This is a genomic window from Methylomonas stagni (assembly GCF_050154735.1).
In the GTDB taxonomy this organism is placed as follows: Bacteria; Pseudomonadota; Gammaproteobacteria; order Methylococcales; family Methylomonadaceae; genus Methylomonas; species Methylomonas koyamae_A.
In genome coordinates this window covers 4,886,129-4,907,395 of record NZ_CP189557.1, presented here as the reverse complement: position 1 = coordinate 4,907,395, position 21,267 = coordinate 4,886,129, and the positions used below count along the sequence as shown (strand labels likewise).

18 protein-coding genes are annotated in these 21,267 nt (G+C 56.4%); 6 read left to right on the top strand and 12 right to left on the bottom strand.

Translation table 11 applies throughout. The features are described from left to right. The first annotated feature begins 45 nt into the window (after positions 1–45). Entirely contained in the window at positions 46–951 is a 906-nt protein-coding gene (locus ACP4CD_RS22480; protein WP_426992718.1) for an NAD(P)-dependent methylenetetrahydromethanopterin dehydrogenase, read from the top strand. A 25-nt stretch (positions 952–976) separates the two neighbouring features. Here the strand turns inward: ACP4CD_RS22480 and ACP4CD_RS22475 are convergent, their stop codons facing one another. Continuing rightward, positions 977–1,615: a response regulator gene (locus ACP4CD_RS22475; protein WP_064029334.1), complete on the bottom strand. Its 639-nt coding sequence runs from the start codon at positions 1,613–1,615 to the stop codon at positions 977–979. Between the two features lie 170 nt (positions 1,616–1,785). Between ACP4CD_RS22475 and ACP4CD_RS22470 the strand changes: the two genes are divergently transcribed. After that, entirely contained in the window at positions 1,786–3,537 is a 1,752-nt protein-coding gene (locus tag ACP4CD_RS22470) for a proline--tRNA ligase (protein WP_426992717.1), read from the top strand. A gap of 80 nt (positions 3,538–3,617) precedes the next feature. Here the strand turns inward: ACP4CD_RS22470 and ACP4CD_RS22465 are convergent, their stop codons facing one another. Continuing rightward, positions 3,618–3,788, bottom strand: coding sequence for a rubredoxin (locus ACP4CD_RS22465; RefSeq protein WP_082885552.1), 171 nt, complete (start codon positions 3,786–3,788; stop codon positions 3,618–3,620). A gap of 262 nt (positions 3,789–4,050) precedes the next feature. Between ACP4CD_RS22465 and pepA the strand changes: the two genes are divergently transcribed. Further along, entirely contained in the window at positions 4,051–4,869 is an 819-nt protein-coding gene (pepA, locus tag ACP4CD_RS22460) for a flocculation-associated PEP-CTERM protein PepA (protein ID WP_064029327.1), read from the top strand. 32 nt (positions 4,870–4,901) lie between these two features. Here pepA and holA read toward each other — a convergent pair whose 3' ends face one another. Genes holA through leuS form a run of 3 tightly spaced genes read right to left on the bottom strand, consistent with a single transcriptional unit; the run spans position 4,902 to position 9,020 of the window. Then, positions 4,902–5,927 carry a DNA polymerase III subunit delta gene (gene holA / locus ACP4CD_RS22455; RefSeq protein WP_064029324.1) on the bottom strand — a complete coding sequence of 342 codons (1,026 nt, stop codon included), beginning with the start codon at positions 5,925–5,927 and terminating at the stop codon, positions 4,902–4,904. A gap of 2 nt (positions 5,928–5,929) precedes the next feature. Further along, positions 5,930–6,439, bottom strand: coding sequence for an LPS assembly lipoprotein LptE (gene lptE, locus ACP4CD_RS22450; protein WP_426992715.1), 510 nt, complete (start codon positions 6,437–6,439; stop codon positions 5,930–5,932). Beyond that, positions 6,432–9,020 carry a leucine--tRNA ligase gene (gene leuS / locus ACP4CD_RS22445; protein ID WP_426992714.1) on the bottom strand — a complete coding sequence of 863 codons (2,589 nt, stop codon included), beginning with the start codon at positions 9,018–9,020 and terminating at the stop codon, positions 6,432–6,434. The genes lptE and leuS overlap by 8 nt, the downstream gene beginning before the upstream one ends. A gap of 91 nt (positions 9,021–9,111) precedes the next feature. On the opposite strand from leuS, the gene ACP4CD_RS22440 reads away from it, so the two are divergent. Both ACP4CD_RS22440 and ACP4CD_RS22435 read left to right on the top strand, forming a co-directional pair. Beyond that, positions 9,112–9,600: a zinc ribbon-containing protein gene (locus ACP4CD_RS22440; protein WP_426992713.1), complete on the top strand. Its 489-nt coding sequence runs from the start codon at positions 9,112–9,114 to the stop codon at positions 9,598–9,600. Between the two features lie 58 nt (positions 9,601–9,658). Then, positions 9,659–10,432: a ParA family protein gene (locus tag ACP4CD_RS22435; protein ID WP_426992712.1), complete on the top strand. Its 774-nt coding sequence runs from the start codon at positions 9,659–9,661 to the stop codon at positions 10,430–10,432. A 74-nt stretch (positions 10,433–10,506) separates the two neighbouring features. Here the strand turns inward: ACP4CD_RS22435 and ACP4CD_RS22430 are convergent, their stop codons facing one another. The 5 genes from ACP4CD_RS22430 to lnt form a co-directional block, all read right to left on the bottom strand. Then, positions 10,507–11,232 carry a hypothetical protein gene (locus ACP4CD_RS22430; protein WP_313730851.1) on the bottom strand — a complete coding sequence of 242 codons (726 nt, stop codon included), beginning with the start codon at positions 11,230–11,232 and terminating at the stop codon, positions 10,507–10,509. Positions 11,233–11,365: 133 nt separating this feature from the next. Continuing rightward, on the bottom strand, positions 11,366–12,805 hold the full coding sequence (locus ACP4CD_RS22425; protein ID WP_426992710.1) for an alkaline phosphatase PhoX: 1,440 nt from the start codon (positions 12,803–12,805) through the stop codon (positions 11,366–11,368). A 281-nt stretch (positions 12,806–13,086) separates the two neighbouring features. Then, positions 13,087–13,803 (bottom strand): hypothetical protein, encoded by a 717-nt coding sequence (locus ACP4CD_RS22420; RefSeq protein ID WP_426992708.1) that lies wholly within the window; start codon positions 13,801–13,803, stop codon positions 13,087–13,089. Between the two features lie 61 nt (positions 13,804–13,864). Next, on the bottom strand, positions 13,865–15,382 hold the full coding sequence (locus tag ACP4CD_RS22415) for an alkaline phosphatase (protein WP_281021194.1): 1,518 nt from the start codon (positions 15,380–15,382) through the stop codon (positions 13,865–13,867). A gap of 118 nt (positions 15,383–15,500) precedes the next feature. Then, positions 15,501–16,994 (bottom strand): apolipoprotein N-acyltransferase, encoded by a 1,494-nt coding sequence (gene lnt, locus ACP4CD_RS22410; protein WP_426992706.1) that lies wholly within the window; start codon positions 16,992–16,994, stop codon positions 15,501–15,503. 128 nt (positions 16,995–17,122) lie between these two features. On the opposite strand from lnt, the gene ACP4CD_RS22405 reads away from it, so the two are divergent. Further along, on the top strand, positions 17,123–18,625 hold the full coding sequence (locus ACP4CD_RS22405) for a hypothetical protein (protein ID WP_426992705.1): 1,503 nt from the start codon (positions 17,123–17,125) through the stop codon (positions 18,623–18,625). Here the strand turns inward: ACP4CD_RS22405 and ACP4CD_RS22400 are convergent. Together ACP4CD_RS22400 and ACP4CD_RS22395 are read right to left on the bottom strand one after the other, a co-directional pair. Further along, entirely contained in the window at positions 18,603–19,514 is a 912-nt protein-coding gene (locus ACP4CD_RS22400) for a 5'-nucleotidase (RefSeq protein ID WP_426992703.1), read from the bottom strand. The genes ACP4CD_RS22405 and ACP4CD_RS22400 overlap by 23 nt on opposite strands. Positions 19,515–19,519: 5 nt before the next feature. Further along, positions 19,520–21,259, bottom strand: a complete 1,740-nt coding sequence (locus tag ACP4CD_RS22395) for an SPOR domain-containing protein (protein ID WP_426992702.1) — start codon at positions 21,257–21,259, stop codon at positions 19,520–19,522. Positions 21,260–21,267: the final 8 nt, after the last annotated feature.

Here is a 21,267-nt window from a genome sequence, read left to right as displayed (position 1 = left end):
CAGCGCTGGTCATCATGTCCGCCTATCACCAAGGGTAAGGTAACAATGCCGAAACGCAGCATACTCCACATGTTCGACCCGATGCCAAACAACAGCCCGTTTGACATCAACATGGCACTCGACGCGGGTTTTGATGTGCTAATGCCCTACTCCAACGTCAAACTGGAAAACATCCACAACCTGACGCAGGATGTGATCTTTTCCAGAGGACCGTCCGGCGTCAAGAAAACCGCGATTTTCATCGGTGGCCGAGACATGGGCATGGCGATCGACATGCTTCAAGCGTGCAAACCGGCGATGGTGCCGCCGTTTCAGGTATCGGTGTTTGCCGACCCTAGCGGCGCATGCACCACGGCGGCGGCCCTGGTGGCTTGTGTCGAAAAAGCCTTGAAAACCCAACACGGCAAGGAATTGAAAGATTGCAAAGCCCTGGTTTTCGGCGGCACCGGTCCGGTCGGCATTGCCACCGGCGTGTTGGCCTCAACCCACGGCGCCGAAACCGTACTGGTGGATCACTTGTCTGTGGACAGCGCTAAAGATGCCACCAAGCAGTACAATCGACGCTTCGGCGCAAAAATGACGGCTGCGGTGGCACGTAACGACGAAGAAAAGTCGGCGTTAATCGAAAGTGCCGATATCATCTTTTGTACAGCCAAGGCCGGAATCCGGGTAGTCAGCGCCAATGTGCTGGCCAACGCCAAGCAGTTGAAAGTCGCCGGAGACGTGAACGCGGTTCCACCATCCGGTATCGAAGGCGTTGCTCCCAACGATACTTCCGTACCACTTTCATCTGCGGCGCAATCCGCTGGAGCGATTGGCGTCGGTGCGCTCGCGATCGGCAACATCAAATATCAGTTGCAAAGAGAGCTATTGAAGTTGCTCTTGGAATCCGAACAACCGGTCTTTCTCGACTTCCGGGATGCGTTCGACAAAGCCCGCGGCCTGGTCTGACCCCGGATTCCACTAATATTGGCAATCAAACGCCGTCCAAATAGTCATATTTGACGGCGAGCCTGGTCAGCTCCACATCGTTCTTGATTCCCAATTTACCGTACAAACGATAGCGGTAGGTATTGATCGTCTTGTCGTTGATTTTCAATAACGCCGACATTTCCTGAATACTTTTACCGCTCAGTATCAGGCGAGCCACCTCGGCTTCCCGAGAAGACAGTTGCAAAAAAGGTGATGGGTTGGCGCCTGGTAACAACTGAAACGCCAAATTACTGGCGACATCTTGACACAAGTAGCGCTTACCGGACGCCACCGCCTTAATCGCCGCCACCATCTCCGCTGTCGACGAGCCTTTGGAGACAAAACCGACCACTCCCAATTTCAGCAATTGTTGAGGAATCGGGCCATCGTTATGCACCGATACTCCAATGATTCTGATTTGCGGATTCGCTGCCAGAATACGTCGACACGCTTCAACGCCGCCCATTCCCGGCATATTGATATCCATCAGAATCACGTCGGGCGGATCCGTCTCAACTACTTTCAGCGCCTGCTCGCCGCAATTGCAGACCGCTACAACCGCAATGTCCGTTTCCGCCGACAACAAGGCCTGAATACCGCTCCTAACCAACTCATGATCATCAACCAGCAAGACTTTAATCATTTTTCCCTTTCGTTCCCGGTGAGATTTTTTATTTTTTCAAGTTTCCCAAATTTCGGCGGTCGCGGCAATGCCAAGCCCCCTTACAGTGATCGCGAAATCGGCGAACCTTGTCGTCGTTCGCCAATTTAAACGTTAAAATAGACGATTTGTTAATTACTTCGAAGGCCGCCATGCGTACTAGCCAATTTCCCCTCAGCACCGTTAAAGAAACACCGGCCGACGCCGAAATTGCCAGCCACAAACTGATGATCCGGGCAGGATTAATTCGTAAACTGGCGGCGGGCATTTACACATGGCTACCGTTGGGCCTGCGCATTTTACGCAAGGTTGAACAAATTACCCGCGAGGAAATGAATAAATCCGGCGCGCTGGAGGTACTGATGCCGGCGTTGCAACCTGCGGAACTTTGGCAGGAAACCGGTCGCTGGGAAAAATACGGCCCGGAATTGGCGCGGATGAAAGACCGCCACGACCGGGATTTCTGCCTGGGCCCGACGCACGAGGAGATTATCACCGATCTGGCCCGCCACGAGTTGAAAAGCTACAAACAACTGCCGGTGACCTACTATCAAATCCAAACCAAATTTCGCGACGAAATCCGTCCGCGTTTCGGCGTGATGCGCTCCCGGGAATTCGTCATGAAGGACGCCTATTCCTTCCACCTGGATCAAACGTCCTTGCAGCAGACCTACGACGTGATGTACCAAACCTATACCAACATCTTCAACCGATTCGGCCTGAAATTCCGGGCCGTGATGGCCGATTCCGGCACGATCGGCGGGGCAGTTTCTCATGAGTTCCACGTGCTGGCCGATTCCGGCGAGGATGCGATTGCCTTTTCGACCGAAAGCGAATACGCGGCGAATGTCGAAAAGGCCGAAACGATAAGACCCGCGCTGAACAGACCCGCACCCGAAAAAACATTCGAAAAAACGGCCACCCCCGGCAAGAAAACCATTGCCGAGGTCAGCGAGTTTCTGGGCGTGTCGCCGGAAAAGGTACTTAAAACCTTGCTCGTTACCCATAAGGGTAACGATCCGTTAGGCCAGCCGAAAGACTTCCAATATTTAATCTTGTTGCGCGGCGACCACGAACTGAACGAGATCAAATTGAACAAAATCATCGGCGCCTTCGACTTCGCCACCGATACCGTAATCGAAACCCATCTAGGCTGCCGGCCTGGGTATATCGGCCCGATTACCGAAGGTCACAAACTGTTTCCTGGGCCTATAACCGCCATCATTGCAGATTTCGCCGTCGAAAACCTTAGCGACTTCGTCTGCGGCGCAAACGAAGCCGGATTCCATTACACCGGCGTCAACTGGGAGCGCGACCGACCATTGAGCGGCATCGAATTCCGCGACATTCGCCAAGTGGTGGACGGCGATCCCAGCCCTGACGGGCACGGCACCTTGACTATCGCTCGCGGCATCGAAGTCGGCCATATCTTTCAATTGGGCGGTAAATACAGCGAAGCGATGCAAGCGGCCGTGGTCAACGAAGCCGGCAAGAACCAAACGATGATCATGGGCTGCTACGGCATCGGAGTCTCTCGGGTAGTCGCCGCCGCCATCGAGCAAGGCCACGACGAGCGCGGTATTATCTGGCCGAAGGAATTGGCGCCGTTTCAGGTCGCGATCTGTCCGATGAATATGTATAAATCCGACCGATTGCGCGATACCGTCGAACAAATCTACCAAGACTTGCTTGCAGCCGGCATCGAAGTCTTGTTGGACGACAGAAAAGTACGAGCCGGTTTCATGTTCTCGGACATGGAATTGATCGGTATTCCGCACCGTGTCGTCATCGGCGACCGCGGCCTGGATAGCGGCAGCGTCGAGTACCAAGGCCGAGGGGAAGCCGCGAGCCAGGATGTGGCGATGCGGGACCTCGTCGACTTTATCAAAGCCAAGCTGGCCTGACTCCTACAAAAAAGGGCGCCGTCGCGCCCTTTTTCGGTGCCGACCGCCGCAAATACCACGGCGGTCCAATTGCTGAACCGCTATTTCATCAGCGTAAACATTACTTTGATCGCGCCGCATTTCGGACAACCCCAATCGTCCGGCACATCTTCCCAAAGGGTTCCCGGTGCAATGCCGCTTTTCGGATCACCCAGTTTTTCGTCGTAAATGTGGCCGCAAGTTTTACACTTGTACCTTCTAAACTCTGCCATAAGTAAGTCCTCGTCTGTTTACGGTTATTCAAGCTCGGACATTCTAGCCCAAGCGACCGGCCGAAAAAACCTCGAAAACAACCCGGTTAAAACGCCACAAAACTCACCCAGCTTCCTAGCTAACTTCACACAAATTTTCGTGATGGTTTTTCTATCTCGAACTGTAAAACATATTTCCTTGGTCTTAGAACTGTAATTTGCATTGATTCACAAAAAGCGTTATAAAAATCCGGGGGACATTAATTTTAAACAGAGGTACTAGATGAAAACGTTCAAACACACCATCCTCGTCACCGGACTCCTGATGACATCCCCGCTCGCCTTTGCTAACTCATGGGTAGGGACAGCCGATTACTCCCAGGCTGTCGGTAGCGACGGATTCGAAGATACTGTAGCTCAGTTCGACACCTATGATTTTGGCTTGGGAGTAGCCTTGGTTAAGTTTTCTCCTACATCCGCAACAACCGGTACCATGCAAGGCTGGTATCAATCAGCGGTTGTTTCGCACTCATTCGATTTTGGAACAGTCGCGGCGCCTAATCTTAATTCCACTGGTTCGGGATCGGGTTACGAATTGACCGCCATTGCGACGTTTTCAGGGAGCTACGTCAATAATGGCAGTACCCAAACGTTTACTATAGACACTGGTAACGTCGGCCTTTATTTCGACACAAATCCAGATTTTAATTTCACCACGGACTCTGGGTTCAGCAACGGGTCGGCTATCCTTTACGGTAGTATTGCGAGTGGCGAAGGAAGCGTCAAAATTACCGGCAACAATTCTGGCTCAGGATACCAGGACATGAGTCTTTCCTTCACAGGCGGACTTAACGGTTACGACCACAATGTGTATTCTCCAGACACCATAGCCGGGGGCGATGCAATCTTTACTATCAAAACCAAAGGCGTGTCTATCTTGACATCGATCAACAGTGTACAAGGCGAAAGCAAAGTTGGTGGGGCGCTATTTGCCTCAGACGGCAACCTACAGCTTACCGCCGTTCCAGTTCCAGCCGCAGTCTGGATGTTCGGTACCGGCTTGCTGGCTCTAATGGCCGGCGGCAAACGCAAACTCGCTTAATCCGCAAAACAAAACCGCCGCCAGTTTCCAAATTAGGCGGCGGTTCCGGTTCTTAAAGGCTTTACCCAGAGCCGGCAAATTTCGAATAACCCTTCCCACTCGTCGCCGGTGACTTGGCCTTTGACGCGGGCGTCGGTTGCCGCGCAAGCCAACAGAATGGCTCGCAATTCGGCCGGTTTGATTCGAACCATGGCCTCTTGAACGCCTTGCTTACGTTTGTCCCAAACCTGGTATTTTTTGAAGGTCGCCTCGGACAATCCACCGACCTTGGCTTCGCTGTGAAGATGCCAAAGCAATCTCGCTTCGCGACTGATCGCCCACAACACCACGGGAGCCGCGACGCCCTCCGCGCGCAATGCCTGCAATATTCTGACCGCGCGATTCAGCTTGCCCGCCGATAGCGCCTCGACCAACTTAAAGACATCGAAGCGCGAGCTGTCGGCGACATCGCCCTCGATTGCCGCTTTGTCTATCGTGACAGCCCCATGCAGTATGAAGAGTTTTTCGATTTCCTGAGCCGCCGCCAACAGGTTGCCCTCTACCCTGGACGCCAATAGTCTAACGGCCTCGCTGCTCAGATGCATCCCTCTGCGTTCGGCCCGACGTTGCAACCATTGCAAAAACTCTTGACCTTGCAGCGGCCAAACCTGCACCACGACGCCGATGTTTTCTAGGGCCTGAAACCACTGCGACTTCGATGAAGCCGCTTCCAGTTTCCCTGCGCTAATCAGTAAAATCGTATCGTCGGGGCGCTTCTTGCAATACTCGACCAAAACCTTGCCGCCCTCGATACCCGGCTTGGCGGACGGCAATCGCAAATCAATCAGTTTCTTGTCGGAGAATATCGACAGGGATTCCGCTTCGGCCATCAAAAGCGGCCACTCGTTACCGGTTTCCACCGACACCACTTCGCGAGTCGTATAGCCCGCCCGCCGAGCGGCGGCGCGGACCTCGTCGGCCGCCTCGCCCACCTGCAACGGCTCGTCGCCGCCGACCCAATAAACCGGCGCCAGATTTTTTTGCAATGCGCCGGCAAGCTGATCGACCTTCAAGCGCATCGCTATTTTTTCTGATTGTCGACGGCTATCCTGGCCCTAGCCAACAACATACGGGCGACTTGCTTGTACATCTCGGAGCGGATCAATTGTTCCTCGTTGGTCTTGGCCAAAATCGCGGTTTGGTCGTTGAAAAACTCGCGACTCATCTCGATGGTCTGCTCTTCCATCAACGGTTTCTCCTGGTTATCGTACATCTGGAAGCGCAAATAATATTCCAGCTCCGATTCGTTGGATTTACCGGTCGAGCCGATAGACAGAGTCCGGCGGCGCATGTCTTCCTTCAATACCTTAACCACGACGCCCGCATCGTTCGGCGAACCCACGATCTTACCTTTAGACGCGCGCACGATGGACTGCATCTGGTTTTGCAGCTGCGACGACGCGCCGAAGATGTAAACGTTCTTCATCGCTTCCGGCATATCGACCGAGCCACGTAAATGATAACCGCAGCCGCTCATACCCGCCGAGATCAGAAGAATGCCGGCCAACAGCCGAAAGCTGAACTTAAACAACGATATTCACCAATTTACCGGGCACGACGATCAGCTTTTTGATCGGTTTACCCTCCAAAAAGCGTTGCACGTTGGCATCCGCCAAAGCCAGCGCCTCGACTTGCTCTTTAGTCGCCGCAGCCGCTACCGACAATTTGCCGCGCAGCTTGCCGTTGACCTGCACCACCATCTCGACGCTGTCCTGCACCAATGCCGATTCGTCGATGTCCGGCCAAGAAGCGACGACGATGTCGCTATCGCGGCCCAATTCGTTCCAAAGCTGTTGTGCCGCGTGAGGAATGATCGGCGCCAGCATCAACACGATCGCTTCCAATACTTCCTGACGCACCGCCCGACCGTTAACGCTGTCATCCTCGAATTTGTTCAGCGCATTGAGTAGCTCCATGTTCGCGGCAATCGCGGTGTTGAAGGTGTGGCGGCGCGCCATGTCGTCGCCGACTTTTTGTAAAGCCTGATGCAACTGACGGCGCAGGGCTTTTTGATCGTCGTTTAGCGCGGCTTTGTCTAGGGCGATCGAAGGCAAGCCGGCTTCGACGTGCAGATACACTTGTCGCCACAAACGCTTCAGGAAGCGAAACGCGCCTTCGACGCCGGCGTCGTTCCATTCCAAGGATTGGTCCGGCGGCGATGTAAACATCGTATACAAGCGTACCGTGTCGGCGCCGTATTTGTCGATCAACACCTGCGGATCGACCCCGTTGTTCTTGGACTTGGACATCTTCTCGATCGCGCCGACCGTGACCGGCGAACCGTCTTCCAGCAATTTGGCGCCGACGATTTTGCCTTTGGCGTCGCGCTCGACTTCGATTTGGGTCAAGTTGAAATACTTTTTATGGCCGTGTTCGTCGTGCTGATAAAAGGTCTCGGCGACAACCATGCCTTGGGTCAGCAGGTTTTTGAACGGCTCGTCGCAGACGATCAAACCTTCATCGCGCAGCAATTTGGTGTAGAAGCGCGCATAAAGCAAATGCAAGATTGCGTGCTCGATGCCGCCGATATAATGATCGACCGGCAACCAGTAGTTGGCGCGTTGATCCAGCATCGCGGTATCGCAGTCTTGACTGGCGTAGCGGGCGAAGTACCAGGACGATTCCATGAAGGTGTCGAAGGTATCGGTTTCCCGCCGTGCCGCTTTGCCGCATTTCGGGCATGCGGTGTGGGGGAAGGTCGGGTGGGCGGCCAGCGGCGATTGCGAGCCGTCCAGCACCACGTCGCGCGGCAAGGTCACCGGCAATTGCTCGTCGGGCACAGGCACGGTACCGCAGTCGTCGCAATAAATCACCGGAATCGGCGCGCCCCAGTAACGTTGGCGGGATACGCCCCAGTCGCGCAATCTGAAGTTGGTTTTACGCTCGCCTTTGTCGAGGCCTGCCAGTTTGGCGGCGATGGCGTCGAAAGCTTGTTTGAAATCCAGGCCGTCGAATTCGCCGGAGTTTTTCAAGACGCCTTTGTCGGTAAAAGCCTTGTCGGCCACGCTGTCGTCGCTACCGTCGGCGGACGCGATGACTTCCTTGATCGCAATACCGTATTTCTTGGCAAACTCGTAGTCGCGCTGGTCATGAGCCGGCACCGACATTACCGCGCCGGTGCCGTAAGTCATCAACACGAAGTTGGCGATCCACACCGGCACCGATTCGCCGGTCAGCGGATGAATGGCTTGGAAGCCTGAATCGACGCCGCGTTTTTCCATGGTTTCCATCGCGGCTTCCGAGGTTTCCATCTGCTTACAGGATTCCAGAAACTCTTTTACCTTGTCATTGCTTTCGGCGGCTTTCAGCGCGACCGGATGTTCGGCCGCGACGGCGACGTAAGTCACGCCCATCACGGTATCGGGACGGGTGGTGTAAATTCGAATCGGCGACTCGAAACCTTCCACGGCAAAATCCATCTCCACGCCTTCGGAACGGCCTATCCAGTTGGCCTGCATCGTCCGCACCTGCTCGGGCCAGCCCGGCAGTTTTTGCAAGTCGTCGAGCAGCTCCTGGGCGTAAGCGGTGATTTTCAAAAACCACTGCGAGATTTCTTTTTTCTCGACCGGCGTGTCGCAGCGCCAGCAGCAACCGTCGATGACCTGTTCGTTAGCGAGTACGGTTTGATCGTGCGGGCACCAGTTAACCGGCGCGGTTTTCTTATAAACCAGATCTTTTTCCAGCAAACGGATGAAGAACCACTGCTCCCAACGGTAATAGTCCGGATCGCAAGTCGCCAGCTCGCGGCTCCAGTCGTAACCGAAGCCCAAACGTTTGAGCTGATCGCGCATGTAGTCGATATTGGAATAGGTCCAATCGGCCGGATGCACCTTGTTCTGCATCGCGGCGTTTTCCGCCGGCAAGCCGAAGGCGTCCCAGCCCATCGGTTGCAACACATGTTTGCCTTGCATGCGCTGAAAGCGGCTGATGACGTCGCCTATCGTATAGTTGCGAACGTGGCCCATGTGCAGTTTGCCGCTGGGATAGGGAAACATCGACAGACAGTAATACTTTTCCTTGCCGGTGTTCTCGACAGCCGTAAAAACCCCGGATTTTTCCCACTCGGCTTGGACTTTTTGTTCGATGGCCGTGGGGTTGTAATGCTCTTCCATCCTGTTCGTCTTATGCTATAAAAAGGCGCTAGAATACCTTAGAGGCGGGTAAATCCAAAGCCTCAAATCACTATAACAACCGGGAGCAACCATGGGCGAAAGCAAACTGACCAAAGCGTACGACGATCTGATGGGCCATCTCTACGAAGCAATGGACGATACCCTGCATACGGTCGCCGACGCATTGGAAATCGCCAAGGAAAAAACCAGCGAACTGGGCGGCCATACCCAAGAGGAAATCAATAAAATCGCCGATTACGTGATGCGCGACGTCGAACATGTCGCCGCCTCGCCGCAACGGGAAGACCGAAACGACTCATGGTCGGAGTGGCTAAAGTTCGACCTCAAGCTGATCGAAAACTTCGCGCTCGACGCCTTTATGAGCATCGCCGACAAAACCCGCGTCAAACTGGCGGCGCTGGAAATGGAAGCCAAGCAGTACCACCCCTATCAAAGCGGCGACGTCACCGGCCCCGGCACCTTCGTCTGCGATGCCTGCGGCAAGCAAATCGCCTTCAAATCGACCAGCGTGCTGCCCGATTGTCCCGAATGCAAGGGCACCCGGTTCTCACGCTGTTGATATTACAAGCGTTAACCTTATAATGCGGGCTTTTATTTGCTAACTGTCGAGGGTAATCATGCGCAGGGTGATTTTCAATCAGAAGGGCGGCGTGGGCAAATCCACGATCACCTGCAATCTCGCGGCCATCAGTGCCGTGGAAGGCAAAAAAACCCTGGTCATCGACCTAGACATTCAGGGCAACTCCACACAGTACCTGCTGGGCGCCAAAGTCGGCGACCCGGATAAGACCATCGCTCATTTCTTTAAGGACAATCTGGGACTGGGCCTATTCGGCGGCGGCAAGGAAGGCCTGGAAAGCGCGATACACGAAACCCCGTTCCCGAACCTGTATATCATCCCCTCTCATCCGGATCTGGAAGCGCTGCAAGGCCGCTTGGAATCGCGTTACAAAATCTTCAAGTTGAAGGAAGCGCTGGAAAAGCTGGAAGGCTTCGAACATATTTATATCGATACGCCGCCGGTGTTGAATTTTTACAGCCAATCCGCGCTGATCGCGGCCGAAAAATGCCTGATTCCGTTCGATTGCGACACCTTCGCCCGTGAAGCGCTGTACACCTTGATGCGGGCGATCGCCGAGGTCAAGGCCGACCACAACGACAAATTGGAAATCGAAGGCATCGTGGTCAACCAATACCAAAAACAAGCCAACCTGCCCCGCCAGCTCGTCGAGGAATTGATCGCCGAAGGCCTGCCGGTGTTGGAAACCAAGATATCGACCTCGGTCAAAGTCCGCGAATCGCACTCGGATGCCCAACCATTAATCCATTACGCGCCCAGCCATAAATTGACCGAAGAGTATCGGGCGCTGCATAGTGAAATTCATAAATAAGCCGGCGCTCAACAAAAAAAGCCTCGTTTAACCGAGGCTTTTTAGCTTGCTAACAGCGGGTTTACGACAGGCGATCAAGCCTTGCGACGCGCGCCGCCGAGCAGACCAATCAGAGCCGAACCGAACAGCCAAACCGCGCCCGGCACCGGTACCGCCGCAATTTCACTGCCCGATACGGTAACCATATCAAAGCGCCAGGTACCGGCGGCCCCGTAGGTTTTGGTCGCATCGGATGCCAGATAGCCAGTGCCACCCGGCGCGAATGCCGCGACGATACGCACACCAAAAAGAGGATTATCGGCAACGCCAGCGATTGCGCTGAAATCCACGCTACGGCCGTTAAACCAAGTGTCGCCGGCATTGCCGTCGAATTGGGCAACATCGTTCCAGATAGAACCGTCCAGTGTGTATTGCACTTGTTCGTAACGAGAGCTGGTGTTGCTATGCCGCAGATCGTAGCTGACCGTAATATTCTCGAAGCCCAGCGTGCTCACCAAGTATTGCGTGCCGCGGGTTTTGTTGCCAACCGATTGCGTTGCGTAGCCGGTGGTTTGCCAGCCGCTATCGTCACCGCTCGACGGGTCCGACGAGCCGCCGCTGGCATCGCCACTGCTAAAACTGCCGGTGACGCCCAACAATGTCGCGCCGCCAATACCGACCGCGGGCGTGGTAACACCGGTGCCGGTGGCCGCGTCGGCCGGATCGGAATTGAAATTCCACTGGGTTATCACCGCGGCTTCGGCGCTGGGGCCAACCGATAATGCGCCGAGCACGGCCATCATTTTGAATCCAAATTTCATATCGTTTCTCTGCTTGAAATGCCGGCCAATTCCCGGCTATCTACCTAAAGGCACGGATCACCGGGTAGCGACCGGAGTGTTAACGGGCGGTGGAGATTAAGACTGAGCGGGCGTCCCTGCCCGCTCACGAGAATCAGCCCCGGCGGCGCAAGCCGATCAGGCCTACGATGGCCGAACCGAACAACCAAACCGCGCCAGGAACCGGCACCGCGTTGATTTGCATCGTACGGTCCACGCCGCTGGCTGGATGTTGAATGTTGACGTACGCAACATTCGGGTTGAACTTATCGAAATACAAACCGGTAAACTCGGAACCCGTAGTACCGTTCGACGCCCAACGCGCCAAGCCTTCGCCGGCATCCAGCAAATCGCCGTCCTTGTTGATGTCCTTAGCGAACCAGATATCGTCATCCACCGCGCCATCGCGATCTTCGATGATATAGATATTTCCCTCGGCGTCGATCGCCAGATTGTCGGCATTCCGCAAGCCACCGCCGACTGCTAAACCGGTCGCCAAATCGATAGTGTTGGAATCGGCAAACAAGCTCAACGACTGTGTCGCCACGTTGAAATTGTAAATGCGGCTACGGCCGTCGGTGGTATTCGCGTTGGTATCGGAATCGGTGGTCGTGAAGTAGATCAACTGATTTCCGCCCAAGTTTTGAAATTCCAAGTCCTCTGGACGATTGAAGCCGGTCGCCAATACATCGTTATCGTCGGCGGAAGCACGGCCGTCGATGGTGCCGTCGCTGGCCAATACCGACACGCCGGCCAGAACGCCGCCGTTGACATCGGTGATCGCTTCCCAAGAGAATGCTCCGGTAATCGCCGGACCGTTATTGCCTTCGAATTGTCCGCCGACGCCGACCTTCATGACGAAAGTTTGACCAGCCGCGAAGAAATCGTCGCCATTATCGGCAAGCGGATTGGCTGAAACATATTTGTAGATCGATCCGCCATTCAACTCGTCGACGAAATACAGGTTGTTACCACTATCGAACGCCAAACCTTCGTGAGACACTCGCGGCAGAATGCTACGTTGCACGAAGTTGCCGCCGTTTGCTGTCGCGGTGGTCGGATTAGTTACTTCGAATAAGCGGCCTTTGCTGCTGCCGTTTCCCCAAGACTCCTCGGCGGTCAAATAGCCACCCCACGGCGCCCAACGAGAAGCGTCGCCGGAGACAAAGTCCTGCGTCCCGGACGCCACGATGGTTGTGGTGCGCGTGTTGTAGTTCGCATCGTGCAAATCGATACGTTGCACCCCGCCCGCGCCGGTTTCGAACGGCATGAATAAATATCGGCCGGCGTTCGGGCCGGTTTCATTGGCGGTAATCATGTCCCAGTTGCCGCTATTGCTCTGGCCTTGCGCCAGTTGAGTCGAACGGTCGGCAATCGAAACCTGGGTAAAGTTAGGGCTGGACAGTGTTATCGGTGACGCCTCGTTAGCGGCTGGGCCAGCGGAAGCGGTCAACGGTGTGAAATTGTCGAACGCCGTTTCGGCGGCGTTAGCCGCAAGCGGCGATATCAGAGACGCCACGGCAGCGGCGATCAGGGTCAATCTAAACTCTTTCATAATCAAATTCCTTTAGTGCGGGTCGTTGGTTTTTTTCAAAAAGCAAGAGGCGGCCTGTCGCCCTTGCGAAAAAGATGTTAACCAGCACACAAGAAATTCAAGTTTCAGTTCGGTTAAGATTTGATGAAACGTATTACACCACCCTTGCCAAAACGCTAATCCGGTCTAACGAACCAAATACTCCCATTGCACCTCGAAAGTAGCGGTTTAACCAAGCTCGCGGTGTGCCGAATCTACGACAGACCGCCAACCGCCCTCCCCTGATTACCGAACTCATCCAGTTAATGCTCGTGATGATGGCCGCCTTTCAGCGTCGGTAAGATCGATTTGACAAAAGGATCGCCCTCCTTATCGCCGAGATCGGCATAGTCTGTGTGTCCGTAGTCCTCGTCGCGCGGTTCCGGCCAGGGCGCTTGTCCAGTCGGGTATAGTGCCACCAAACGGGTGACTAACAGATGACCGCGCTCCTGGCGTCGAATCAGAGCCGGCAGTTGTTCCCGGTTCAACCACAAAAGTTCTTCGATTTCGCCCTGACCCGACCGGTATCGCAAGGCGACCCGTCCCAGCACGGATTCCTCGCCGTCCGCCTGTAAGCCATCGAGCTCGGCGGGACTAAGCAAGGTGGCGACCGCCCGCCAATCGGGCACCGCCGCCAGGGCTTTCAAATCGCCCGGCTGATAGTCGATGGTTTGGCGTTGACCGTGGAATACTTTTTGATAAGCGATGTCGCCGCCGGCCAGCCGTCGCCAAACTTCGCCGCTGTCGTCGCTCAGATTGTGGGTTTCCACCCGATCAGCGTGGCGGACAAAACGCCAACGATACACTCGCGTCGTCTCGTCACCGTGCGTGTCGGTTTCGAGTACTTCGGTTTCGAATTCGGCCGCCAGCGGCGGCATCGCCTCCACCGCCTGAATTTGCAAAGGGCTCGGCAACTGGGATTGACATGCGGTCAAGCTCATCAGCAAAACCAAGCAAACGGAAAATACGGTTTTCAACATCGATACTCCAAACATAAAAAAGGGCGCCGGTTGGCGCCCCTACAACGCAGTCAACCAACGCTTACTGGCCGACAGGCAATTTCAGCGCCCGCGCCATCACGTGGTAGATGTAGCTCTGTTCTTGCACACCATGGAACAGATGAGCTTTCGGGCCGTAAGCGTAAATCGCAACGTCCTCGCCGGCATGGGTTTCGCTAGCCATCGGTATCGCGGCTTCCTGCAAGAAGTCCGGATGTGATGTATCGACGTCTGTCAAATCCGGGCGGGGGTTGGGACCACGGTAGCCGGGGCCGTTGGCGTAACCCAGCGTCGTATAAGGTAAACCGTTGCTGTCCTTGGCGAAGACCGTCGCGCCCGGTTCCTTGACCAATCCGGTAATGGGGTTGCCGCGTCCCGGATAGCCGGCGATGGTAAAGGTGTGGCTATGGTCAGCGGTGACGACGATGAGCGTATCCTTGGCGTCGGTTTTTTCGACGGCCTTGCGCACCGCATTGGACAACTCGACGGTATCCGCCAGCGCCCGGTAAGCGTTACCGGCGTGGTGAGCGTGGTCAATGCGGCCGGCTTCCACCATCAGCACGTAACCTTTACGGTTTTTCGACAGAATATCGATGGCTTTTTCGGTCATTTCGGTTAGCGAAGGTTCGCCACCGGTGTCGTTGGCTCGATCGGTTTCGTACTCCATGTGCGAACGTTCAAACAGCCCCAACAGATGATCGGTGCTTTTCGCGTCCACCGCATCGAAACCGGTTTTATCGTAAACATAGGCGGATTTGGCGTAGTGGCTTAGCCATTGCTGAGTCAGATCCAAGCCGTCCTTGCGACCGCCCTTGCTGGCGGTGTCTTCCGGGTCGGTCTGGGTATTGGGTAGGAACATGCTACGACCGCCGCCCATCGCGACTTCCAGGCCGTCACCGTAGCTGAAATTGACCAATTGCTTGGCAATATCGCTAACGGTGGCGTCGGCCGGCATTTGCGCGTCGGACTCCCAATCCCGCTCGGACGTGTGCGCATAGCAAGCAGCCGGAGTAGCGTGGGTAATCCGAGCCGTCGAGACGATACCGGTGGACAGGCCGCGCTCCTCGGCCTGCTCCAACAGGGTTTTGACTTTGTATTGGTTAACGACTTCCGCGCTTTTCTCCTTACGCGCGACTTCCATGCTGACCGACAACTCACCGTCGTTGGTCTTGACGCCGGTGATCATCGCGGTCATTGTCGGCGCCGAGTCGGAAGTTTGCTGATTGACACTGTAGGTTTTCGACAAAGCCATGTAGGGCGCTTTTTCGAAACTCAGCAGATTTTCCTCGCCACCGCGATTGTCGGCCTTACCTTGGCCTTCGAAAATGCGGGCCGCGGTCACGGTCGAGATGCCCATGCCGTCGCCGACAAACAGAATTACGTTCTTGGCGTGACGATCGATCGGTTGCAGTTCTTCGGCGACGCGAATGCTGTGCTGGCCGTTTTGCCGCCAATAGTCGGCATTTTCGACCGTGGTTTCGGCGACCGCCGCGACGGATAGAGTCAACAACGCGGCTGCCAGACCGGCCGACAGCAACGATAAAGGGTGGGGGTTGCGCATGGAATGTCCTCGGGGGCGAATAGCGGCGCCTCGCCTAGCGCCTTGGTTTTTGGAAGCGGCGAATCGGTTAACGTCCGCCAGCCTAAAGCCGGAATGAGAAAGTACCGTGACAGACTGGTTACGGTTTTATGACAAGCCACCCTATCTTTAGCGCCCCCACCCCAGCCACTAACACCGCCAACACCCATACGTCCCCGAAGCGCGCGTAGGGCGTGACGCCGCGCATCGGCACGATGTCGGCGGTCACTGTGGTAGCGGTAAAGCTCGGCGCGACGGAGAGTATGCGGCCGTCGGGGCCGACGAAGCCGGTCACGCCGGTGTTGGTGGCTCGGACCAAATAGCGGCCGGTTTCCAGGGCTCGCATCCGCGCCATTTGCAGGTGCTGATACGGTTGAGCGGAGTCGCCGAACCAAGCGTCGTTGGTCAGATTGACGATGTAGGCGGCATCGGCGATTTGGCGAGCTACCAATTCCCCAAAGGCGTCTTCGTAGCAAATGGTGGTCACAAATCGATAGCCGCCGGCCGACAGCAAGGGCTGGCGGTCGGCGCCGGCGGCAAAGTCGCCGAGCGGTATCGCCATTAGGTCCAAGATCCAGCCGGACAGGGGTTGTAGCGGCAAATACTCGCCGAACGGCAGTAAATGATGTTTATGATAGAGCTGCTGGTTCTCGCCCAAGGCCAGCACGCTATTGTAATAGTGTTTTCCCTGTCCACCGCTGGGCAGTCCCAACACCAGTTCGGTGCCGTGGCGCAGCGCATCGGCGCGCAAGGGCTCGATAAATTCCGCTTGCACTTCGTTTAAAAAGGCCGGTACCGCTGTTTCCGGCCAAATCACCACGTCCGAATCCCAATGCGCTTCGGTTAAATCCCGGTAGAGGCTCAAAGTGCCGGCGCGTTGATCGACGTCCCATTTTCGATCCTGGCCGACATTGCCTTGCACCAAAGTCACCTTAAACGGCGCGCCGGCCGGCTCGGTCCAGGCCACGCCGCGCAAAACCGCTCCACCCGACCACATCAGCAATACCACCGGCAAACCTCGCCGCCAAGGGATCGTCCCGGCAACGATCTCCACCCAGGCGAACGCCGACAGCGCGAGCAAAAACCCCACACCGTAGACGCCGACGATCGGCGCGTAGCCGGCCAACGGCGTATCCGACTGCGCATAGCCTATCAACAACCAAGGAAAGCCGTTTAGCAAGCAGTCGCCGCGTAAATATTCGACCACGACCCACACCGCCGCGAATAGCGTCGCTCGGCTCCATGCCTTGGCACCGGCGTTGAACTTGACCGCCAGGTAGCCTGCCAAGGCCGGAAAAACCGCCCACGCCCCGATTAACAAGCCGGTCAACGCCGTAGCGGCGGCGGGTTCGGCGTCACCGAAATCGTGGATACTGATGTAAACCCACCACAGACCGCTACCAAACAGACCTAGACCGAATCCGTAACCCAGTACGGCGGCACGCTTCGCCGATCGGTCCAGCCAAGTCCAGTACAGTAAAGCCAGCGCCGGCAAGGCCAGCCAGGGCAGATCGTAGGGGGAAAACGCCAAGGTCAGCGCCGCGCCGGCCGTCGGCGCGATCAAGTAGGCGGTCCATCGGGGAAGTTGGGACATGGAATGGGTTTCGACGCAAATGGAGGCCATTGTATGCGGCGAACCTCGCCTCGCAAAATTGCCGCGCCGCGAACCGTCAAGCTAAGCTAAACTTGGAAATATTTCGTCATAGCTCCGTCGGCCGATTCATGCCCACCCAAACTTCGCTGCCGTTTCCGCTCGAATCCGAATCGGCAACCGCCTGGTTGCAATCGCTCAGTTCGCTGCCGCCCGCTAACGCTGCGAATCGCCTCAACCAAGCCTGGAAGACCTTAAGTACTTCGCCGCTAAGCGGCGACAATCCGCTAGCAACCATGATCGGCATGGTCCCGCCCACACTGCATCTGGCGCAAGGCTTGGCGGTTTTTGCCCGTGCCGAATGGCCGGCGAACGCCAAATCCTGCAAGGCCGCCAAACTGGCGATACAACTGTTTCGCCACGCCAGCTTGGCTTTTGCCCGCCTCGCCTCCGGTTTGAGCGACGATGGGGAACGCGGCCGGGTAGCGATGTTTTATGCGCTGCAATTGGCCGGTTTTTGCCTGCGAACCGGCGCCCGTTTTTACGAAGCGCCGTCGGCAAGTTTGTGGAAAAAGTCCGCGCAATTGTATGTGCTCGCCGAAAAACAACGCTGGCTGAATCAAGCAATTTCCGTCAAAGTCGCGGATTTTAAAAACGCCGGCACACTGGACGCCGTATTCAAACGCAATCTGCTATTCACACTTTGCGCTCCCAACCGTTACTCCGAAACCGAAATTGATCAGCTGTTCCAATTTGCCGGACAGACTCAGCATTTACTGCAATTCAACCGCCACGATGTCGGCGATTTCGACTTTTATTGGGAATTGACCGACAGCGAACCCAAACCGCGCAGGCATCCGAAATGGCCGTTGCCCAAGGACTCGCTGGCGATCTCCACCCAGCGCTTGGGGCGAGCCTTGCAACAAGGCGAAATCAGCGTCGACATGGCGGTCGCCACCCGCAATCGCTTGGCTCAGCATTTATTGGGCTACGACCAGATCTTTTCGTCGCTCACCATCGGCCCCGCTCAGCCCGCCCGGCTATTGACCGGTTTCGCCGCGGTGAGCGGCTATCTGCAGGGCGAAGACCGGCTCTCCAAAATCATGCGCTTAAGCGAGCAAAATCATGGCAGCCGTGCCACATTGCACAATATGACGCTGATGCCGCTGGAACACGAGAAGAGCTTTTTCAACCAATCGCCGAAGTCGAACGGCGCCGGCCATCTGGACAGCTTCGAAGTTCGCCTGCTGCGTTCGACCAGCAAGCAATTCCTGGTGGCGGAAAGCACGACCGGCAGCTTCGGCAACGGCGATATCGCCTTACTGTATCGCGAGCAACTCGCCGCCAAATTGGTGATCATCCGCCAACAAACGCTTTTCGAGGATGCCAGCTTGTTGCTGCTGGAACCGATACCCGGAAAAATCGAACCTTACGCGATCGACAACCCACTGGGCAGACAGCAATGCGCTTTATTGATCGACGCCGAAAGCGCGTCTGCGGAAATCATCCTGCCGCCCGGCAAATACGGCACCCAAACAGACATCGCGCTGGCTCATTTCAAATCCGTGACACTGCTAGCCTGCGTGGAGCACAATCCGTGGTTTAACCGTTTCAAGATTCGGGTCGGTTCGTAATCCCGTTGGGGACGTGAGCGGCGGCCACCTGATGCAGCACCGCCGAGTCGCAATGGCCTTTTTGGTCGTCGAAGAAAATATCGGCGCCGAAGGCTTTCAAAAACGCCCCCTTGGGCATTCCGCCGAGGAACAAGGCCTCGTCTATCCGAATTTCCCAGGCGCGCAAGGTCCGCACCACCCGTTCGTGGGCGGGCGCGGCCCGCGCGGTCACCAGCGCGGTGCGGATCGGCGCGGTTTCCGGACCGAAATGGGTCTGTATCCGGTGCAGGGCGCTTAAAAACGCTTTGAGCGGCCCGCCCGGTAGCGGCGTATGGGCTTCGTTACGTTCGTTGGCCGCGAATGCCGCCAAGCCGTGTTGCTGGTAGATACGCTCCGAATCGTCGGAAAACAAGACCGCGTCGCCGTCGAACGCGATCCGCAATTGGGAGGTCGGATTGCTGGCCGCCCCGGATACGATGGTCGCCGCCGGGCAACCGGCATCCAGCGCCTTGCGCACATCGTCGCCATTCGCGGACAAAAACAGATGGGCGCCGAACGCCGAAATATACGCATAAGGCGAGACGCCGCTGGTGAAGGCGGCCCGGGTGATGTTGAGTTGATGATGGGCGATGCTGTTAAATATCCGCAACCCGGTATCGGCGCTGTTTTGCGACAGCAAGATAATTTCCACCAGCGGTTCGTCCGGGAAAGCCAGGTTCAGATCCAGGAACTTTTTAACCAACGCGAATCCGAAACCTGGCTCGAGAATTTCGTTCTCGTGTTCGATCTGATAGCGACAAAAAGCTTCCTTGCCTTGGGTTTCGAAAATCCGATGCGACTCGTCGAGATCGAACAAGGCTCGAGACGATACCGCCACCACCAGTTTTTGATTGGGCTTGTCGGCCGGCATGCCGGTCAATCCTTGACCTTGAACACGCTAACCGCGTCCAGATTCAAGGTTTTCTTGACCTTGGCGGCATAGGCGGCCGCCTCGTATTGGCTGGGGAAGCCGTCAACGCTCAGCCGGTACCAGGTTTCGCCCTTGGCCTCGCTTTTCGCGACCTTGGCCGGAACGCCCTTGCCGGCGAATTCCTCGGCCTTACGCTTGGCATACCAATCCTGCTTGAATGCGGTCAAATTGACCGCCCAATTTTCCGGAACAGGTTCCGGCTTTTTCTTCTCGGGCTTGACCGTCGGCGTCGCGGCGGCGAGCGGGCGAGCTTTTTCCAACGCGCCGACTTTAGACTGCAAGGCTTCGATCGCGGCGCCGATTTGCATGTCGCGATTGCCCAGTTCGGCCAGCTGCTTGCCGACATCGCCACCGACCGCCTGCCCTCCACCACCGCCCTGGGCTTTTTTCAGTTCCGCGATCTGGGCTGCCAACACGCCATTTCCGACCGATAATTCGTCCAACTGCTTGCGCAGCATTTCCTGGTCGGCGGCGTTGGCGGCCGGGGCATTAACGACTTGCTCCTGCAATTTGCCGATGATCGTCACCAACTCGCCGACTTGCGACTTGGCGATCATGCCCTGTATGCCCAAACCGGTACCCAGTAGTAGCGCCAATGCCGCCACGCCGTTGGCGACGTAGGCCGCGACCGGTTTTTTGTTCGCGACCGCGTCCAAGCCGCGCTTGGTTTTCTTCTGCTCGGTCTGCAAACCGTCGACAGTTTCCAGACAGGTCGCCAATTGAGCTTTTTCGGCCTTTTCCAGAATATCCGCCTTGATCTGGCGCTGGTGGCGTTTTAATTCATCGATTTGGTGGGTCAACGCCGCGATTTCGGCACTGTGATCCGCCATTTGGATTACCGGCGCCGGGGCAGCCACGGCGGCCGACTCAGGCACGGGAGCCGCAGGTATCGATTCTGCCGGCGGTGCTTGGGCGGCGGTCTCCAACTCGAATTCGTCGTCACCGCCCGACGGTTCGGCGATCGGGGTCTCGGACACGACACTCTCCGAGCCCAGCGCGAACCCTGCCGCCAGATCGGCGACATCGTCGTCGCCAAACTCGTCGATCACGATAGGCGCGGCTTCCGGTTCGGCTTCGATGGGTTTGACATACTCGTCGTCCGCCGAAATGTCGAAATCGGCCGTCAAAAATTCGGCGTTGCCAGCCGGTGCTCCAGTGTCCGAAAACTCGTCGATCTCTCGCATGGCGTCCAATTCGTCCCGTTCGTCACTTACCACTAATTCAGGCGTTTCGCCGACTTCGAATTCGTCGTCGATGGCCGCGATAGCCCGGTCGGCGACATCCGGTTCCGGAAACGGCTCGACATCCAGTTCCAATTCTTCCAACTTGGCCTCAACCCCGACATCGACCAAATCGGCGAATTCGTCGTCCAGCATTTGTTCGTGCTTGGGATTGATGTCGATGGCCGCGTCGAACTCGTCGCCCAACTTTGCGGCGGCGAGATCCAGATCCGGCTGAGCTTGCTCGGCCGCCAGCAAGGCGTCGATGTCGGCAAATTCGTCGCGTTCCGCCGCAGCCGAGTCGGCCACCACTTCGTGATCGACCAACAAGCGATCGATCGCTTCGTCGTCGTCGATCAAACCGACCTGCTCGGAAGCGGATTCGCCGATATTGAGCATCGCGTCCAAATCGTCGGCAAACGCATCCAGGGTTTTCTTGGGCTTTTTAGTCGTCGGCTCGGCCATTTCGGTTT

Coding starts and splice junctions, on each gene's coding strand:
- ACP4CD_RS22480 (WP_426992718.1), top strand. CDS start 46: ATGCCGAAACGCAGCATACTCCACATGTTCGACCCGATGCCAAACAAC.
- ACP4CD_RS22475 (WP_064029334.1), bottom strand. CDS start 1,615: ATGATTAAAGTCTTGCTGGTTGATGATCATGAGTTGGTTAGGAGCGGT.
- ACP4CD_RS22470 (WP_426992717.1), top strand. CDS start 1,786: ATGCGTACTAGCCAATTTCCCCTCAGCACCGTTAAAGAAACACCGGCC.
- ACP4CD_RS22465 (WP_082885552.1), bottom strand. CDS start 3,788: ATGGCAGAGTTTAGAAGGTACAAGTGTAAAACTTGCGGCCACATTTAC.
- pepA (WP_064029327.1), top strand. CDS start 4,051: ATGAAAACGTTCAAACACACCATCCTCGTCACCGGACTCCTGATGACA.
- holA (WP_064029324.1), bottom strand. CDS start 5,927: ATGCGCTTGAAGGTCGATCAGCTTGCCGGCGCATTGCAAAAAAATCTG.
- leuS (WP_426992714.1), bottom strand. CDS start 9,020: ATGGAAGAGCATTACAACCCCACGGCCATCGAACAAAAAGTCCAAGCC.
- ACP4CD_RS22440 (WP_426992713.1), top strand. CDS start 9,112: ATGGGCGAAAGCAAACTGACCAAAGCGTACGACGATCTGATGGGCCAT.
- ACP4CD_RS22435 (WP_426992712.1), top strand. CDS start 9,659: ATGCGCAGGGTGATTTTCAATCAGAAGGGCGGCGTGGGCAAATCCACG.
- ACP4CD_RS22430 (WP_313730851.1), bottom strand. CDS start 11,232: ATGAAATTTGGATTCAAAATGATGGCCGTGCTCGGCGCATTATCGGTT.
- ACP4CD_RS22425 (WP_426992710.1), bottom strand. CDS start 12,805: ATGAAAGAGTTTAGATTGACCCTGATCGCCGCTGCCGTGGCGTCTCTG.
- ACP4CD_RS22420 (WP_426992708.1), bottom strand. CDS start 13,803: ATGTTGAAAACCGTATTTTCCGTTTGCTTGGTTTTGCTGATGAGCTTG.
- ACP4CD_RS22415 (WP_281021194.1), bottom strand. CDS start 15,382: ATGCGCAACCCCCACCCTTTATCGTTGCTGTCGGCCGGTCTGGCAGCC.
- lnt (WP_426992706.1), bottom strand. CDS start 16,994: ATGTCCCAACTTCCCCGATGGACCGCCTACTTGATCGCGCCGACGGCC.
- ACP4CD_RS22405 (WP_426992705.1), top strand. CDS start 17,123: ATGCCCACCCAAACTTCGCTGCCGTTTCCGCTCGAATCCGAATCGGCA.
- ACP4CD_RS22400 (WP_426992703.1), bottom strand. CDS start 19,514: ATGCCGGCCGACAAGCCCAATCAAAAACTGGTGGTGGCGGTATCGTCT.
- ACP4CD_RS22395 (WP_426992702.1), bottom strand. CDS start 21,259: ATGGCCGAGCCGACGACTAAAAAGCCCAAGAAAACCCTGGATGCGTTT.